A 16,969-nucleotide genomic window follows, 5' to 3' on the forward strand; every position below is an offset into this window, starting at 1 on the left:
GCCGGGAAAAATTATATTTTCCGCATTAACCAATCAATATTGTCAAAGACATCGCGTTCATATATTAGATTCAGGTGGTTGACCTGCAATTAATCGTGGATGAGTATCTGTTCCTGAAGTAAAAGAAATTTACACGATACGCAGGAACTATGCAAGAGAGAATTAATTTTTCGGAAATTAACTCCATCCTTATTCACAATAATACAATTAGGTTAAGCGCTTCAATTCTGGACGGGCTCGACAAGGGCCTCGGTCATCGTTTCGGCCATATAAAATACCGATTGGGGTGGCACCCCGGTTCCCAGGAAACGCCTTGACAACGCTCTGGCCCTACAATTAAGTTAAACTCCTTCAATCTTTGTTGAACGCGTCAAGGATGCCGTTGTCCATTTTCAACACCCTGTTAAACCGTTGTCCCATTTCCCTTAACCGGATAAGGAGATGAATCATGGTTGAATTCAAGTATGAAGAACTGCTGCCCCTGGGCGAGGATGACACCCGCTACCGGCTGCTCACAGCCGATCACATCTCCACCGCCCGGTTCGAGGGACAGACCGTGCTGAAGGTCGCACCCGAGGGTCTGGAGCTGCTGGCCGAATCAGCATTCAAGGATGTCTCCCACCTGCTGCGGCCGGCCCACCTGGCCCAGTTGGAGAAAATCTTAAAAGACCCGGAAAGTTCGGACAATGACCGCTATGTAGCTCTGGAAATGCTCAAGAACGCCGTCATCTCCTCCGAAATGGAATTTCCCATGTGCCAGGACACCGGCACGGCCATCGTCATGGGAAAAAAGGGTCAGCAGGTGTGGACGGGCTTCAGCGATGAAAAAGCGCTTTCCAGAGGCGTGTTCAACGCATACACCCAGGCCAATCTACGCTATTCCCAGAACGCACCGCTGACCATGTATGAAGAGAAGAACACCGGGTGCAACCTGCCCGCCCAGATTGAGATATACGCGACCGGCGGCGATGCCTATAAATTCCTGTTCATCGCCAAAGGCGGCGGCTCGGCCAATAAAACCTATCTGTTTCAGGAAACCAAGGCGGTGCTCAACCCGGGCACCCTGGTTGATTTCCTGACAGCCAAAATGAAGACCCTGGGCACCGCCGCCTGTCCGCCCTACCATCTGGCTTTCGTGGTGGGGGGTACCTCTGCGGAGTTCAACTTGAAAACGGTGAAGCTGGCCTCGGCGGGCTACCTGGACGGTCTGCCGACTGCCGGCAGCCAGACCGGCCACGGCTTCCGGGACCGAGAACTGGAAAGAGAGCTGCTGGTTCGCGCCCAATCTCTGGGCATCGGCGCCCAGTTCGGCGGCAAGTACTTCTGCCACGACATTCGAGTGGTCCGCCTGCCGCGCCATGGGGCCTCCTGCCCCATCGGCATCGGCGTCAGCTGCAGCGCTGACCGCAACATCAAGGCCAAAATAACCGCCGAAGGCATCTTTCTGGAGCAGTTGGAAACGAACCCTGCGCGCTATCTGCCCGAGCCCCGGGGCGCCGACGAGGTCGCCGTGGCCATCGACCTGAACCAGCCCATGGACGACATCCGGGCCATTCTAACCCGATATCCGGTGGCCACCCGCCTCAACCTGTCCGGCAAGATCATCGTTGGCCGGGATATCGCCCACGCCAAGCTCAAAGAACGCCTGGACAACGGCCAGGGCCTGCCGCCCTATCTGAAAGATCACATCATTTATTACGCCGGTCCCGCTAAAACGCCTGAAGGCCACGCATCCGGCTCCTTCGGCCCCACCACCGCCGGCCGCATGGATTCCTACGTGCCGATCTTCCAAGCCCAGGGCGCGTCCATGGTCATGCTGGCCAAGGGCAACCGATCCAAGGGAGTGACGGCGTCCTGCAAAAAATACGGCGGGTTCTACCTCGGCTCCATCGGCGGGCCGGCCGCACGTCTGGGTAAGGAGTGCATCACTTCGGTCGAGGTGCTTGAGTACCCCGAACTGGGCATGGAGGCGATTTTTATGATCACCGTGAAGAATTTTCCAGCGTTCATTCTGGTGGACGACAAGGGAAATGATTTCTTTGAAAATCTGCTCTGATGGCCATCATTGGTGATCGGTGAATAAAGCTAAACGAAAAAAGGGGTGCGCTGAAAAGCTAAGACGTTGAGCCAAAGTGTGGCCTTGAGCCTCTAAGAATGCAATCATTGCAATAGTTACAACATCTTAGAGGCTTTGACGTTGGAAACGAAATCTTTTCTAAAATCTGAGCGGGTCTCGCTTTCATATCAAGACATCTAAACATCCACGTGGACTGTAAAAGCCCGCTTTATCCCAAATTCGGCATTCTCGCCAACCGATAATACGAAGAAATTCGTACATGTTTCACTGAAAAGGACCCTTGTAGTATCACTCATAAGCCTTACCCTATCAAGGTAACTAAGGGCAGCATCTTACCTTAACCCAGTCCTATAGGAGCAATACCATGAGATACCCAAGAACCTTTTCACATATAGGATTGTCTGTGACAAACCTTGAGCAGGCCGTTGATTTTTACACCAACGTCCTTGGATGGTACGTGATTATGCCACCCACGGAGATAGTTGCCGACGATTCTGCCATCGGCGTAATGTGTAACGATGTCTTTGGCGAAGGTTGGGGCAGTTTTCGTATCGCCCACCTGTCCACAGGTGATAAGATTGGCGTTGAAATCTTCGAATTTCGAAACGCCGAGCAGCGGGAAAACAACTTTGAATACTGGAAAACTGGCGTCTTTCACTTTTGCGTACAAGACCCGGATGTCGAAGGTTTGGCCGCCAAGATTGTGGAAAACGGCGGCAAGCAGCGAATGCCTGTGCGTGAATACTACCCCGGCGAAAAGCCCTACCGCATGGTGTATTGTGAAGACCCCTTCGGAAACCTCATCGAAATCTACTCTCACAGCTACGAACTGACCTACTCCGCGGGAGCATATCAGTGATTGCATTGAACCACATAGAGGCGGCTCGCATTTTCGTGCGGGCCTTATTGAGTCGGATGAACGGTTTAACCAAAAGATGATCGGCCAGGTCAAATCATAGCCTATAATTCAATGGGGGCCGCACTCTGGCTCAACGTCTTACTGAAAAGCGGCCCCTTTTTTTTCCGGCGATGATGGCAGCTAAAATACTCCCCAACCCATTGTACCGTCTTGCACCCCGAACCCTGAACCTTATTTCCCCTGACCTGCGAAAAAACCGTACACAAAATCGATATGCTGCTTCATGGCCCGGTAAGCGGCATCCGGTTCGCCCTTTCGGATGGCCTGGTAGATTGACGTGTGCTGCTCCAAAATGATGTCGATGTTACCCGGTATTTTATAAAGACCCTCCAGGTTGACTTTGATGCCGGTAAACAGGAAATCGTAGAAGTTCTTCATGATGAAAACCTGAAGGGGATTGTTCGTTGCATAAGCGATGGCCATGTGAAAAGAGGCGTCGGCTTCCGAGCCCAGTCTGCCGGATTTGACTTCCTTTTGCATCTCCTCGATGCTTTTCTCCATGAACTGAAAATCCTTTTCCACTGCCCGGGTGGCCGCCATGGCTGCGGCATTGCACTCCAACCCCATGCGGACCTCCAAAAGGTCGGTGATGGAGGCGTCCTGACTCTCCACCATCGTGGCCAGTAGGCTTTTTTCTTTGGATTCCGGTGACCGGACAAAGGTTCCCTGCCCTTGCTTCTGGTCCAGCAGACCCATGACGACCAGCTTGTTGATGGCATCTCTTACCGAAGTGCGACTGACACCAAAGGCTTCGGCCAGCTCCCGCTCGGTGAGGATTTTCTCTCCGGCTTTAAACTCACCGCGGAAAATCAGTTCCCGCAACTGGTCAAACACCTGGTCGGATATGCGCTTGGGTTTAATGGGTTTGAGTTTGTGTGGCATGATCGAAGGTAAGCTCCAGTTGGATTCAATGAGGGAATCGATGCAAATGAGCGTCAGCCGCCAGGGCTTAGCCAATCAATGGCCATTTATGGTGGTCTGCGACGCGTCGTTGGAGAAGGCAATGGTCTAACCAAGTTAATTATCGTAGGGTGCAGACCGTCCTTCAGCGAAACGACGATATACCTATAAACACACAATAGCAAACGTTACAAGGTAATTCAAGGCGGTCGATGCTTTGTGCTTGACAGCGGACATCTCCCGTCGATATTAATGGTATAACCAATTTATAGGTTATTGCCGTTAGAGTTGGGATGTGCGTCTGGCCTGTAACCGGCGCGATCCCTTTTTTAATTTCTAATCCATTTGCAAGCAGGTGTTGATAAATGGAAGGTCTTGATGCGCTATTCAACCCGTCATCCGTGGCGGTGGTCGGTGCCTCCAGCAGTCCGGGAAAAGTCGGCCACGATATTTTCGTTAATATTCTGAGAGGGGGCTTTACCGGCACCCTTTATCCGGTAAACCCCAGATCCAAATCCATCGCCAGCGTTCGTGCCTATCCGGGTATTCAGGATATTCCAGACCCCATCGATCTGGCGATCATCATTCTTCCCCCGGTCCATGCGGAAACGGCCATCAGGCAGGCCATCGCCAAGGGGGTCAAGGCCATTGTCATTGTCTCTGCTGGGTTCAAGGAAGTCGGCGGCGAAGGTCTCGAGATCGAACGGCGGATTGTGGCCATGTGCCGCCAAGCCGGGGTACGGGTGGTCGGACCCAACTGCCTGGGGGTGATCAATCCCAACGCCGATGTGCGCCTCAACGCCAGCTTTTCGGCCCGGATGCCTGCAGCCGGTAATATCTCCTTCATCTCTCAAAGCGGGGCGCTGTGCACGGCGGTGCTGGATTTTGCGGCGGACAAGGATTTCGGATTTTCAAAATTCGTATCTATCGGCAACAAAGCCGATGTGGATGAACTGGACCTGCTGCGCTATTTTCACGCCGACCCGGAAACCGAGGTCATCATGCTTTACATCGAAGAGCTGCAGCGGGGACCGGAGTTTATCGAGGCGGTCAAAGAGATCACCGGCGGCGACAGGCCCACGCCAGTGCTGGCCATCAAATCCGGCCGAACCAATGCCGGGGCACAGGCGGCCGCCTCCCACACGGGATCGCTGGCAGGCAGCGAAGCGGTCTACGATGCCATCTTTACTCAGAGCGGCATCATCCGTGTGGATTCGATCAACGAATTGTTCGATTTCGGGATCGCCTTTGCCTATAGAAACGAAAGCGCCCTGGGCAAGATGCGGCGCAAGGTACCCCTGGGAAACCGGGTGGCCATCGTCACCAATGCCGGTGGGCCAGGCATCGTAGCCACGGACATGACCGTTTCTTCGGGTCTGGAGCTGGCCACATTCAGCCCGGACACCATCGAGGTGCTCAAAAGCCACCTGCCCTTGACCGCCAACGTGAACAATCCGGTAGACGTCATCGGCGACGCGACCCAGGACCGCTACGAAAACGCACTTTCCGCGGTCATCAAGGACGAAGGCGTGGACGGCGCCCTGGTGATCCTCACCCCCCAGAGCATGACCAATGCTATCGGCACGGCCGAGGCCATCGTACGCATTGCCCGGCGGTCCCACAAACCGATTTTGTGCTGCTTCATGGGCATCATCGACGTGTCCGCCGGGGTGAAACACCTTCAGGAAAGTGGTGTCCCCGTCTATCGCTTCCCCGAGAGCGCAGCCAAGACCTTCGGCGCCCTGTATCGCTATTCCCGCTGGCTCAACCGTCAGCAACTGGCACCCTTTCCCGTCAGGCACGACCGAGCGCGCGCATGTGAAATCATTGCCGAGGCCATTAACCAGGGCAAGACCTACCTGGGTGAGATCGGCGGTACCGAACTGCTGGCCTGTTACGGCTTTAAGGTGCTGCCCACGGTGCTGGTCTCCAGCGCGGACGAAGCGGGAGATGCCGCCGACCGGATGGGATACCCGGTGGTGATGAAGATCGTATCGCCCCATATCATCCACAAATCAGACGCCGGCGGGGTCATTGTCGGGCCGGACAGGCGTGAGGCGGTCGTCGATGCCTTTGCTACCATTGTAAACAATGCCAGAGCATTCAACCCGGATGCCGACATCACGGGGGTGCTGATTCAGCGACTGGCGCCCAAAGGTCAGGAGGTGATTCTAGGCATGACCCGCTACCCCATTTTCGGCCCGCTGATCATGTTCGGTTTCGGCGGCATCTTCGTAGAGGTGTTTCAGGATGTGGCTTTCCGGCTGGCGCCGTTGACCCGCAATGGCGCCCGGAACATGGTGCGCAGTATCAAGGGACACAAGCTGCTTTCCGGATTCCGCGGAGCACCCAAAACCGATATCGACACCATCGAACGGATGCTGGTGGGGCTTTCCGATCTGGTGCAGGACCACCCGGAGATAAAGGAACTGGACATCAATCCGCTGCTGGTTCACCCCGAAGGCGAAGGCGTCACCGTGGCGGACTGCCGCTTTATACTTGAAAATAGGAGGTAGACGATGAAACGGTCGATTTACTGGGCTGACAGTTATGTGGAAAAACAGCGTACCGCAGAGGCGGCCATCGCCATGATCCGCCCCGGCAAACGGGTCTATATCGGCAGAGCCAGTGGAGAACCCCAGGCGCTGGTCCGCGCCTTGTCGGCTGCGGCCGTCAAAATCAGCGGACTGGAGATCGTCCGGCTCATGAGCCGGGAGACCACCTCTTTGTCCGAGATCGCCGACAAAACCCGTGACCACAGCCTCAATATTCGAACCATATATTTAGGATCGGCGGATACGGAGGCCATTGCCCGTTACATGCGCTTCATTACGCCCATCAACATGTCCGAGGTGCCCGGCCTGTTCCTCTCACGCAAACTGCCCATTCACGTGGCCCTGATCCAGGTGTCGCCGCCCGACGATTTCGGTTGGATGAGCTTAGGCGTGTCCGTGGACGTAACCCTGGCAGCCGCCCAGAGCGCCGACCTGGTGATCGCCCAGGTGAACCCGAAAATGCCCCGCACCATGGGGCAGAGCTTCATCCACGTCAACAACGTCCATGTGCTCGTGGAGCACGAAGAACCGATTTTGTCCATCAACCTGCGCAAGCGATCCGGGGCGGCCGAATGGATCGGCAAACACATCGCCCGCTTCGTGGATGACGGCTCAACACTTCAGATCGGCCTGGACGCCGCCTCCCAGGCAACGGTCAAGGCCCTGGCCGACAAGAACGATCTGGGGTTCCACTCCCAGTACATCACCGATGACGTGATGCACCTGTATGCCTCGGGAGTGATCACCAACCGCAAGAAAGGACTCAATGAAGGCAAGCTGGTCGCTTCCTGCGCCATCGGCAGCCAGAACCTGTATGAGTTTCTCCACGACAACCCGGGGGTTGATTTCCGGCCGTCGGACTATGTCAACGACCCCTTTATCATCGCCCAGCACAACCGCATGATTTCCATGAACGTGGCCCACACCATCGACCTCACCGGCCAGGTGGCCGCCGAGGCCTCTGAACATACCTTTTTCGCCGGTGTATCCGGCATCCCCGATTTTGTTCGCGGCGCCAAGCGGTCCAAGGGGGGCAAATCCATCCTCATGCTCTACGCCACCTCCCAGAATGGCGAGCGCAGCAATATCGTTCCGGCCTTGAACAGCACGGCGGTGGTGGTTCCCCGCGGAGACGTCCATTACGTGGTCACCGAATACGGCGCGGTGAACCTGTTCGGCAAAAGCCTTCAGGAGCGTGTGCTGGCTTTGATCGGTATCGCCCACCCCGACCATCGGGACCAGTTGTTCAGCGCCGCCAAGGAGGCCAAGCTTATCGGCAGCGAACGCCGGCTTGGCGAAGCCACCAAGGGTATCTATCCCATTCACCTGGAAGAGACCATCGAGCGGGACGGTGAGGAGATCACCATCCGACCCTCAAAACCGGTGGATGAACGCCGGATCCAGGAGCACTATTACAGCTTGGACAAAAAAGACGTGCAGCTGCGGTTTTTCCATGAGAAACTCAGTTTTGACCGCAGCGATGTGGAAACGCGCTCACAGATCGACTACATCAAGGATCTCACCCTGGTGGCCGTGGTGGGCGAGTTCGGCTTCGGCAAGGTGGTAGGGGTCGGTGAATATCTGCTGCTTTTGCAAAGCAACCTTGCCGAGGTGGCATTTTCCATCTCCAAGGAGTACCAGGGCAAGGGACTGGGAAAGCTGTTTATCCGCAAACTGGCCCGAGCTGCCCGTGAAAATGGCATTTCCGGGCTGGTGGCCTACACCTCCCCCCAGAACAAAGCCATGGTCGCCCTCTTCAAGACGCTCCCTTATAAGGTCAAAACCTCCTTTGACGGCGATTCGCTGATTCTCAAGTGCCGCTTTGACGAATTGGCCGAAACCGCTCAATAGTGGAAAGGCGCTGGCTGTGAAACGCTATCGGATCCTGGCGGCCGCCGTCGTGATGCAGATGTGCTTAGGGGCCACTTACGCATGGTCGGTCTTCGTGCTGCCGCTCAAGCAGATCACCGCGATCCTTCAGGCCACGGCCCAGCTTCCCTTTTCGATGTTCTATTTCGCATTCCCCGCCACGATGATCGTGACCGGCACCCTACTGCCCAAGCTCGGCCCGCGTCGGTGCGCAGTGGTCGGCGGCCTGCTCTTCGGCGGCGGCTGGATGCTGGCGGCAACGGGTCGATTTCATTTTGCACTCACGATCCTGGGGATCGGTCTGATGGCCGGGATCGGCGTGGGGTTTGCCTACATCGTTCCCATTGCCACCTGTGTACGCTGGTTTCCCCGACAAAAGGGACTGGTAACCGGTGTGGCCGTGGCCGGTTTCGGCGGCGGCGCCGCCCTGGTCAGCCACGCGGCCGAAACCCTCATGCCAACCATGGGTATGGGCCCCTTCGATATGTTCGGCCTCCTGGGGGTATTATTTATGCTGCTGGTTGTCCTGGCCGGGACGGTGATGGAAAACCCGCCGGGCAGCGGGGGGGGCGTTCGGCAGCGGCTGCCCGTGACCAACGTAATCAGGGACCGGTCATTCGTTTTTCTTTACCTGGCCATGTTTGCCGGCCTTGCAGCAGGATTTGCCGTCAGCGCCAATATGAAAGAACTCTATGCCGGCGCCGGGGTTCAGGCAGGGGTGCGGGCCGTGGCAGCCTTTGCCCTGGCCAACGCAGCCGGCCGTATCATCTGGGGCTGGATTTTCGACCGCGGCCGTTCCACCGTTATCCTTCAAGCCAACTTGTTGCTTCAGGCCGCGTTGCTGCTGTCGCATGGCCTCATCCTGCGTTCCGATGCCGGCCTGTTGATCTTTGCCTCCCTGGCCGGCTTCGGTTACGGTGGGATCCTCGTCCTTTATGCCTCGGCGGCGGCTGAACGGTGGGGCAGCGAGCGGCTCAGCCAGATTTACGGCTGGCTGTTTTCGGCCAACATCCCAGCCGCGGTGTCCCCCATCGCGGGCGGCGTGGTCTTTGATCGTATGGGAAGCTTTTCCCCTGTCCTGTGGGGGATCGGCGGCATGATGGCCTGCGCTGCCATCGCCGTGGGGGTGGGGGTGTCCCTAACAAGCTGCGACGAATCAAATATCATATTAAATCATAATGTTGTTAATGAACCTGTCGATGCCAATTAATTCTTGTCAAGTCGGATTCAATATGATTTAAATAATTTTTTTGGCAATTGAAAAGACGTCGTTACCGATGCGAAACTCATATTCGCACGCCCCTTCTCAGCTATGAGACACTGGTTTTCTGCGGCAGTTCCCCCTGAGACCGGTTGCTGCAGAGTCGTTTACCTATTCTTAACCCGTTACAAGGAGCAGTTATGGCAAAAGAAATGAAAACCATCGACGGGAACACCGCTGCCGCCCACGTGGCCTACGCCATGAGCGAGGTGGCCGCCATTTATCCCATCACCCCATCCTCCCCCATCGGCGAAATTTGCGATGAGTGGGCAGCCAATGGCCGCAAGAACGTCTTCGGCCAAACCCTGCTGGTACGCCAGCTGCAGAGCGAGGCCGGGGCGGCGGCGGCCGTCCACGGATCCCTGGCCGCCGGCGCGTTGACCTCTACCTACACCGCCAGCCAAGGCCTGTTGCTGATGATCCCGAACATGTACACGATGTCAGGTGAACTGCTGCCCGGCGTTCTGCATGTCACCGCCCGGGCCATTGCCGCCCATGCGCTGTCCATCTTCGGCGACCACCAAGACGTCATGGCCGTCCGTCAGACCGGCTTTGCCCTGCTCGCCTCCGCCTCGGTCCAGGAAGTCATGGACCTGGGCCTGGTTGCCCACCTGGCCGCCATCGATTCCAGCGTGCCCTTCCTGCACTTTTTCGACGGTTTCCGGACCTCCCACGAGATTCAGAAGATCGAGACCATCGACTACGCGGACATGAAAAAGCTGATCAACATGGAAGCATTGGACAACTTCCGCGCCCGCGCAGTCAACCCGGAATCCCCCGAACTGCGCGGCACCGCCCAGAACCCGGACATTTACTTCCAGGGGCGCGAAGCGGCCAACGTCTACTACCAGGAAGTTCCGGACAGCGTTGCCGACTACATGAAAAAAGTCTCCGCGCTCACCGGCCGCAAGTACAACCTGTTCGATTACGTGGGTGATCCCAATGCCGATCGCGTCATCGTCTCCATGGGCTCTTCCTGCGAGACCATCGAAGAGGTGGTTGACCACCTCAACGCCCGCGGCGAGTCCGTCGGCCTGGTCAAGGTGCGCCTGTTCCGCCCCTTCTCCGCCAAGCACCTGTTGTCGGTCATTCCGGCCACCGCCGCCCGGATCACCGTTCTCGACCGCACCAAGGAGCCCGGCGCCCTGGGCGATCCCCTGTACCAGGATGTGTGTACGGCCTTTATGGAGCAGGGTGAAATGCCCACCATCGTCAACGGCCGGTACGGGCTGGGATCCAAGGAGTTCACCCCGTCCATGGTCAAGGCCGTGTTCGACAACATGAACGGCATGGCGCCCAAGAACCACTTCACCGTGGGCATCACCGACGACGTCACCCACACCAGCCTGGAGGTAGAAACCGGTCTGGACGTGGCGCCGGAAGGCACGGTTCAGTGCAAGTTCTGGGGCCTGGGGGCCGACGGCACCGTCGGCGCCAACAAGAGCGCCATCAAGATCATCGGCGACAATACCGACATGTACGCCCAAGCGTACTTCGCCTACGACTCGAAAAAATCGGGCGGCGTGACCATCTCCCACCTGCGGTTCGGCAAGACGCCGATCAAGTCCACCTACCTGATCGACAGCGCCGACTACATCGCCTGCCACAACCCGGCCTACGTCAACATTTACGACGTGCTCGAAGGCATCAAGGTCGGCGGCACCTTCATGCTCAACAGCCCCTGGAGCGTCGAGGAGATGGAAGCACGGCTGCCGGTGGCCATGCGCCGGACTATCGCCCGCAAAAAGCTCAAGTTCTACACCATCGACGCGGTGAAGATCGCCAGTGACGTAGGATTGGGCGGACGCATCAACATGATCATGCAGACCGCCTTCTTCAAGGCGGCCAACGTAATCCCCGTGGACGACGCCATCGCCTACCTCAAGGACCAGATTAAAAAAATGTTCGGTATGAAGGGCGACAAGATCGTCAACATGAACAACCAGGCCGTGGACAAGACCCTGGATCATCTGGTGGAAGTCAAGGTTCCGGCGACCTGGGCCGACGCCGGCCTGACGGCTGCCGTGGCCAGCGATGAACCCGAGTGGGTTACCGAGGTGATGAAGCCCATGCTGGCCCAGCAGGGCGACAAACTGCCGGTGAGCGCCTTCTCGCCGGACGGCATTTTCCCGGTGGGCACCACCCAGTATGAAAAACGCGGGGTGGCCATCAATGTGCCCGAATGGGTCATCGACAACTGCATCCAGTGCAACCAGTGTGCCATGGTCTGCCCCCACGCGGCCATCCGTCCGGTGCTGGTCACCGAGGATGAACTGAAGGCCGCCCCCGAGGGCTTTGAGGCCAAAAAGGCCCTGGGCAAGGAACTCAAGGAGTACCAGTTCCGCATCCAGGTTTTTACCGAAGACTGCATGGGCTGCGGCAACTGCGCGGACATCTGCCCGGCCAAGAAGCCGGCCCTGGTCATGAAACCCCTGGACACCCAGACCCAGCAACAGGTTCCCAACCAGCGCTACGCCTCCAGCCTGCCGGTGCGCGAGGGGCTGGTGGGCCGCAACACGGTCAAGGGCAGCCAGTTCTACCAGCCCCTGCTCGAGTTCTCCGGCGCCTGTGCCGGATGCGGCGAGACACCCTACGCCAAACTGCTCACTCAGATGTTCGGCGAACGCATGGTCATCGGCAACGCCACGGGATGCTCCTCCATCTGGGGTGGCAGCGCACCGTCGATCCCCTATTGCGTCAACGAAGACGGCTGCGGCCCCACCTGGGGCAACTCTCTGTTCGAAGACCCGGCCGAATTCACCTATGGCATGTTTCTGGGCCAGTTGCAGCAGCGTCAGGTACTGGCCGACCTGGTCACCGAAGCGCTGGAGACGGACCTCGATGACAACCTGAAAGCGGCCATGAAGGGCTGGCTGGAAAATAGGAAGGACGCCGACGAGTCCAAACGCTATGGCGACCAGATCCGGGAGATGCTCTTCGCCTATTCGGGCAATCCCCTGCTGGATCGCATCGACAGCCTGGGTTCATATTTCACCAAGCGTTCCTACTGGATATTCGTGGGTGACGGGTCGGCCTACGACATCTCCTTCGGCGGCATCGACCATGTCCTGGCCACCGGAGAAGACATCAACGTCATCGTCTACGATACCGAGGTGTACTCGAACACCGGCGGCCAGAGCTCCAAGGCCACGCCCACCGGCTCCATCGCCAAGTTTGCCGCATCCGGCAAAAAGACCGCCAAGAAGGACCTGGGCGGCATGGCCATGACCTACGGCTACGTTTATGTGGCCAGCGTCGGCATGGGCGCCAACAAGCAGCAGTTGATCAAGGCGTTTTCGGAGGCGGAGCGCTACGACGGACCGTCGCTGATCATGGCCTATTCGCCGTGTATCAACCACGGCATCAAAAAGGGCATGGGCAAGACCCAGGAAGAAACCAGCCTGGCCGTCAAGTCCGGCTACTGGCCATTGTATCGATTCAACCCCATGCTGGCGGCCGAAGGGAAAAATCCCTTTGTCCTGGACTCCAAGGAACCGGACGGCAGCCTGCAGGAATACCTCGCCGGCGAGGTGCGCTACGCGGCCCTGCAGAAGCTGTTCCCGGATGAGGCCAAACGGCTGCACACCCAGCTGGAGGCGCAGTTCGCCGATCGCTACACCAGCCTCAAGCGCAAGGCCGAGACCGAGTATGTGCCGGCCGAGCCGTCGGGAGAACTGGCCGCACCTGTTGAAGGAGACGGTGACGCCTGCACCCTGGCCGGGACGGCCGAGCATGCCGGCCGGGCCGGTGCCGACGACGCCTGCGACGACGGCAGAGCCGGGAAATAAGGCATAACCCGCAAGCTCAACCAATCAAAGGGCCGTGTCACCTGCCGGGTGGCCGGCCCTTTTTGGTCAGATGAGCCGGTGTCATCAAGCCAGGGAGGATAAAGTCGTTGACATGCAGCGCCCTGGGCCAGTAGACGGGAAGGGGATGCCTCCGCTTATTGAAAACGGGAATGATTGATGAATTCAGATGATTTAAAAGCACTGCTCGAGCAGGTTAAAGCCGGCGACATGCCGGTGGGCCGGGCGCTGGAAACGCTCAAGGACCTTCCTTATGCAGACCTGGGCTACGCCATGGTGGACCACCACCGGGCCCTGCGCAGCGGCCACCCGGAAACCATTTTCAGCCCGGGAAAAACCGTGGCACAGATCGTCGGCATTGCCCGCCGCCTGCTGGAGAAGGATGCCAATATCATGGCCACCCGCGCTGAACGTCCGGTTTATGATGCCCTGAAAACCATCTGCGACCGGGTGGAATACCACGAAGCGGCCCGTATCGTGGTGATGAATCGCACGCCGGCCACACCCACCCGAACGACCATTCTGGTCATGTGCGCCGGCACCTCGGATATTCCGGTGGCCGAAGAGGCGGCCGTCACCGCCGAAGTGATGGGCAACCGGGTGGAGCGGCTCTTCGATGTGGGCGTGGCGGGTATCCACCGCCTGCTGTCCAACCGGAAGAAAATTCAGGCAGCCAGCGTGTTGGTCGTGGTGGCCGGCATGGATGGGGCGCTGCCCAGCGTGGCAGCCGGATTGACCGACAAGCCAGTGATCGCCGTGCCCACCAGTGTCGGCTACGGAGCCAGTTTCGGGGGGGTGGCGGCGCTGCTGACCATGCTCAACTCCTGCGCCAACGGCGTCACCGTGGTCAACATCGACAATGGATACGGCGCCGGCTACGCAGCATCAACCATCAACCGTATCGCCAACCGGTTGACCAACGATCGCTGATCGGATGGTCCACCGTTTGTATCTGAGTCAACACCGATGACCTACAATTTCGACCCGGACCGCTGGCTGGACAACGAACTGGCGGCGCTCGAGCTAGAATTCAAGTCAGGCCGACTGGATAAAGCGAATGTCGAAAGGCAGAAAGACGCGCTCATGGATCGTTACGACGAAATGGTAATCCGCCTGGATGGGACCTATCGGATGGTGAAAGAATAACGATGCAACCCACGGGTCTGTGCAAAACCGTTCTCCTGATTATTTTCGTTTCATCGATGCTAAATGGAACGCTCAACGCATGCCCGCTCGAATTGCCCACCACCGCCGTGTCGATCAACGGGCACCGCCTGATCGTCGAGTTGGCCGCAACACCCCAATCGCGCAGGTGTGGATTATCCAACCGCGCTTTCCTCGATGAAAATCAGGGGATGCTATTCGTGTACCCACGATCCGACCTGAGGACATTCTGGATGAAAGATACGCGGATTCCGCTCTCGATTGCCTTTCTGGACGACGCCGGAAACATTATCAACATTGAAATCATGTCTCCCAACCAAACCGAAAAAAAATACCACTCCAGCAAACCGGCCTTATATGCCCTCGAAGTCAATCAGGGGTGGTTTCGATCGCATGGCATTAAAAAGGGAGACCAGGTGGAGATGAAACACCCCCTGATCACCCGTGATTCACTGAAATAAGGAAGGTGTGATATGCTGCAAAATAGCCTTTGCAATATCCCTACGACCGGTTTTCGAGCCTTGGGCAGTTAAGGAAAGATCAATCATGAAATTTCTCGTGGGCCAGTTAATCTATGTTTTTTCGAAAAGAAAAGACCGAAATGTCAGGATGTTAATCAAGTTTATGCTCATCCTGATGACGATGATTACCATCTACAGCATCCTGTTTCACTTCCTGATGATACTGGAGGACCAGCAGTTCAGCTGGATCACCGGCTTCTATTGGGCTCTGACGGTCATGTCGACCCTCGGTTTCGGAGACATCACCTTCACCTCGGACCTGGGCAAACTATTCTCGGTCATCGTACTCCTGTCCGGCCTGGTATTTCTGCTCATCATGCTGCCCTTCACCTTCATCCAATTCTTTTATGCACCCTGGCTCGAGGCCCAGACCAAAGCCAGGGCACCCCGGGAATTGCCCGAGGACACCCACGGTCACGTCATTCTGACCCGCACCGATCCGATCACCATGAATCTGATCCACAGGCTGAAACAGTATCAGTATAAATACGTCATCCTCACGGAAGATATCCATCACGCACTGGAGCTTTTCGACGAGGACTATAAAGTGGTCGTGGGGGAACTGAGCGACCCGGAAACCTACCGGCGCCTCAGGGTAAACCGGGCTGCCCTGGTGGTGGCCAATATCGACGACATGATGAATACCAACATCGCTTTCACCGTCCGGGAGATCTCAAAAGAGGTTCCTATTGCCGCCAATGCCGATTCAGACGACTCGGTGGATATTCTACAACTGGCCGGTAGCACCTACGTGCTGCAGTTCATGAAACTGCTGGGTCAATCATTGTCGAGGCGGGTGCTGCGGACGAGCACGCGTTCGAACATCATTGGAAACATCGACGCGCTCCTCATTGCCGAGGCACCGGCCATGCGGACGCCGCTGGTCGGCATGACCCTCCAGCAAAGCAGGCTTCGCGAGACAACCGGCATTACGGTGGTGGGTGTCTGGGAAAGGGGCAGGTTTGAAATACCCACGGCGGCAACCCACATCAATTCAACGACGGTCCTTCTGTTGGCCGGGTCCGCGGAGCAACTGAAGAATTACGACGAGCATATCGGCGGTTATCAAAAATTTCGTGCGCCGGTCCTAATTTTGGGCGGCGGCCGGGTCGGCCGTGCGGCTTCAGAAGCCCTGGAGCAGGCGGGCATCGATTATCGGATCATTGAAAAAAACAAGAAGCTCATCGCGAATCCTAAATATATTTACGGAAGTGCCGCGGACATCAACACCCTGACTCGCGCAGGGATCGATGAGGCGCCATCTATTATCATCACCACCCATGACGATCCCACCAATATCTACCTGACCATTTACTGCCGCAGGCTGCGACCCGACATCCAGATCATCTGCCGGGCCAATCTGGACAGAAATATCTCAAAACTGCACACGGCCGGGGCCGACCTGGTGATGTCATACGCCTCCCTGGCGGCCAACACGATCCTTAATCTTCTCAAACCGGATGATGTATTGATGCTTGCCGAGGGGTTGAACGTATTTCGTGCCGGCATGCATGCCTCTCTGGTGGGCAAATCGTTGATCGACAGTCAGATCCGCATACAGACCGGCTGCTCGGTTATCGCCATCAACCACGACGGCGAGATGATCAGCAACCCCGACCCTTCGATTCGTCTCAGCGAGAAGGATGAACTGATCATGATCGGCACCGATGATGCGGAAAAGCAGTTTTTAAAGCGGTATCCGGAAGTGGCCAAGATCAAAGCATTTTAGGGCCTGCCATAAGTTGGCGATCCCTGCATGCCGCCCAGTTTCGGCAGAACCGCCGCGGCGATACTCAACACAAAAAAGAAGCCGTACATGCCGGTAGCCGTTGTCAGCGGCAGGCCGGAAGCCAGGGCAATCGTTTCTTCAACGAAAACAATATGGTCGAGAAGACCC

Annotated in this window: 11 protein-coding genes; 10 read left to right on the forward strand and 1 reads right to left on the reverse strand. The window is 57.2% G+C overall.

Annotation, left to right across the window (positions count from 1 at the left end):
• Nucleotides 1-448 precede the first annotated feature (448 nt).
• Nucleotides 449-2,056 (forward strand): fumarate hydratase, encoded by a 1,608-nt coding sequence (locus tag ABYV26_RS07375; protein ID WP_372679624.1) that lies wholly within the window; start codon nt 449-451, stop codon nt 2,054-2,056.
• A gap of 385 nt (nt 2,057-2,441) precedes the next feature.
• Nucleotides 2,442-2,936 carry a lactoylglutathione lyase family protein gene (locus tag ABYV26_RS07380; RefSeq protein ID WP_372679626.1) on the forward strand — a complete coding sequence of 165 codons (495 nt, stop codon included), beginning with the start codon at nt 2,442-2,444 and terminating at the stop codon, nt 2,934-2,936.
• A 231-nt stretch (nt 2,937-3,167) separates the two neighbouring features.
• On the opposite strand, the gene ABYV26_RS07385 is transcribed toward ABYV26_RS07380, so the two are convergent.
• Nucleotides 3,168-3,878 carry a FadR/GntR family transcriptional regulator gene (locus ABYV26_RS07385; protein WP_372679628.1) on the reverse strand — a complete coding sequence of 237 codons (711 nt, stop codon included), beginning with the start codon at nt 3,876-3,878 and terminating at the stop codon, nt 3,168-3,170.
• 383 nt (nt 3,879-4,261) lie between these two features.
• Here ABYV26_RS07385 and ABYV26_RS07390 point away from each other — a divergent pair, with 383 nt between their 5' ends.
• The 8 genes from ABYV26_RS07390 to ABYV26_RS07425 all read left to right on the forward strand — a co-directional run bounded on the left by ABYV26_RS07390 (nt 4,262) and on the right by ABYV26_RS07425 (nt 16,801).
• On the forward strand, nt 4,262-6,412 hold the full coding sequence (locus ABYV26_RS07390) for an acetate--CoA ligase family protein (RefSeq protein WP_372679629.1): 2,151 nt from the start codon (nt 4,262-4,264) through the stop codon (nt 6,410-6,412).
• A 3-nt stretch (nt 6,413-6,415) separates the two neighbouring features.
• Nucleotides 6,416-8,302, forward strand: coding sequence for a GNAT family N-acetyltransferase (locus ABYV26_RS07395; protein WP_372679631.1), 1,887 nt, complete (start codon nt 6,416-6,418; stop codon nt 8,300-8,302).
• A 16-nt stretch (nt 8,303-8,318) separates the two neighbouring features.
• The gene (locus tag ABYV26_RS07400) at nt 8,319-9,530 is read left to right on the forward strand and encodes an MFS transporter (RefSeq protein WP_372679633.1); all 1,212 of its coding nucleotides are present in this window, start codon (nt 8,319-8,321) and stop codon (nt 9,528-9,530) included.
• Between the two features lie 191 nt (nt 9,531-9,721).
• Nucleotides 9,722-13,369 (forward strand): pyruvate:ferredoxin (flavodoxin) oxidoreductase, encoded by a 3,648-nt coding sequence (nifJ, locus tag ABYV26_RS07405; RefSeq protein ID WP_372679635.1) that lies wholly within the window; start codon nt 9,722-9,724, stop codon nt 13,367-13,369.
• A gap of 177 nt (nt 13,370-13,546) precedes the next feature.
• Nucleotides 13,547-14,317: a nickel pincer cofactor biosynthesis protein LarB gene (gene larB, locus ABYV26_RS07410; RefSeq protein ID WP_372679637.1), complete on the forward strand. Its 771-nt coding sequence runs from the start codon at nt 13,547-13,549 to the stop codon at nt 14,315-14,317.
• Nucleotides 14,318-14,353: 36 nt separating this feature from the next.
• Nucleotides 14,354-14,533 (forward strand): hypothetical protein, encoded by a 180-nt coding sequence (locus ABYV26_RS07415; protein ID WP_372679639.1) that lies wholly within the window; start codon nt 14,354-14,356, stop codon nt 14,531-14,533.
• 2 nt (nt 14,534-14,535) lie between these two features.
• A complete protein-coding gene (locus ABYV26_RS07420; protein ID WP_372679641.1) occupies nt 14,536-15,012 on the forward strand; it encodes a DUF192 domain-containing protein in 477 nt (158 codons plus the stop codon).
• Between the two features lie 85 nt (nt 15,013-15,097).
• Nucleotides 15,098-16,801, forward strand: a complete 1,704-nt coding sequence (locus tag ABYV26_RS07425) for a TrkA family potassium uptake protein (RefSeq protein ID WP_372679643.1) — start codon at nt 15,098-15,100, stop codon at nt 16,799-16,801.
• Nucleotides 16,802-16,969 lie beyond the last annotated feature (168 nt).

The sequence above is a fragment of the Desulfosarcina sp. genome (genome assembly GCF_041551955.1).
Lineage (GTDB): Bacteria > Desulfobacterota > Desulfobacteria > Desulfobacterales > Desulfosarcinaceae > Desulfosarcina.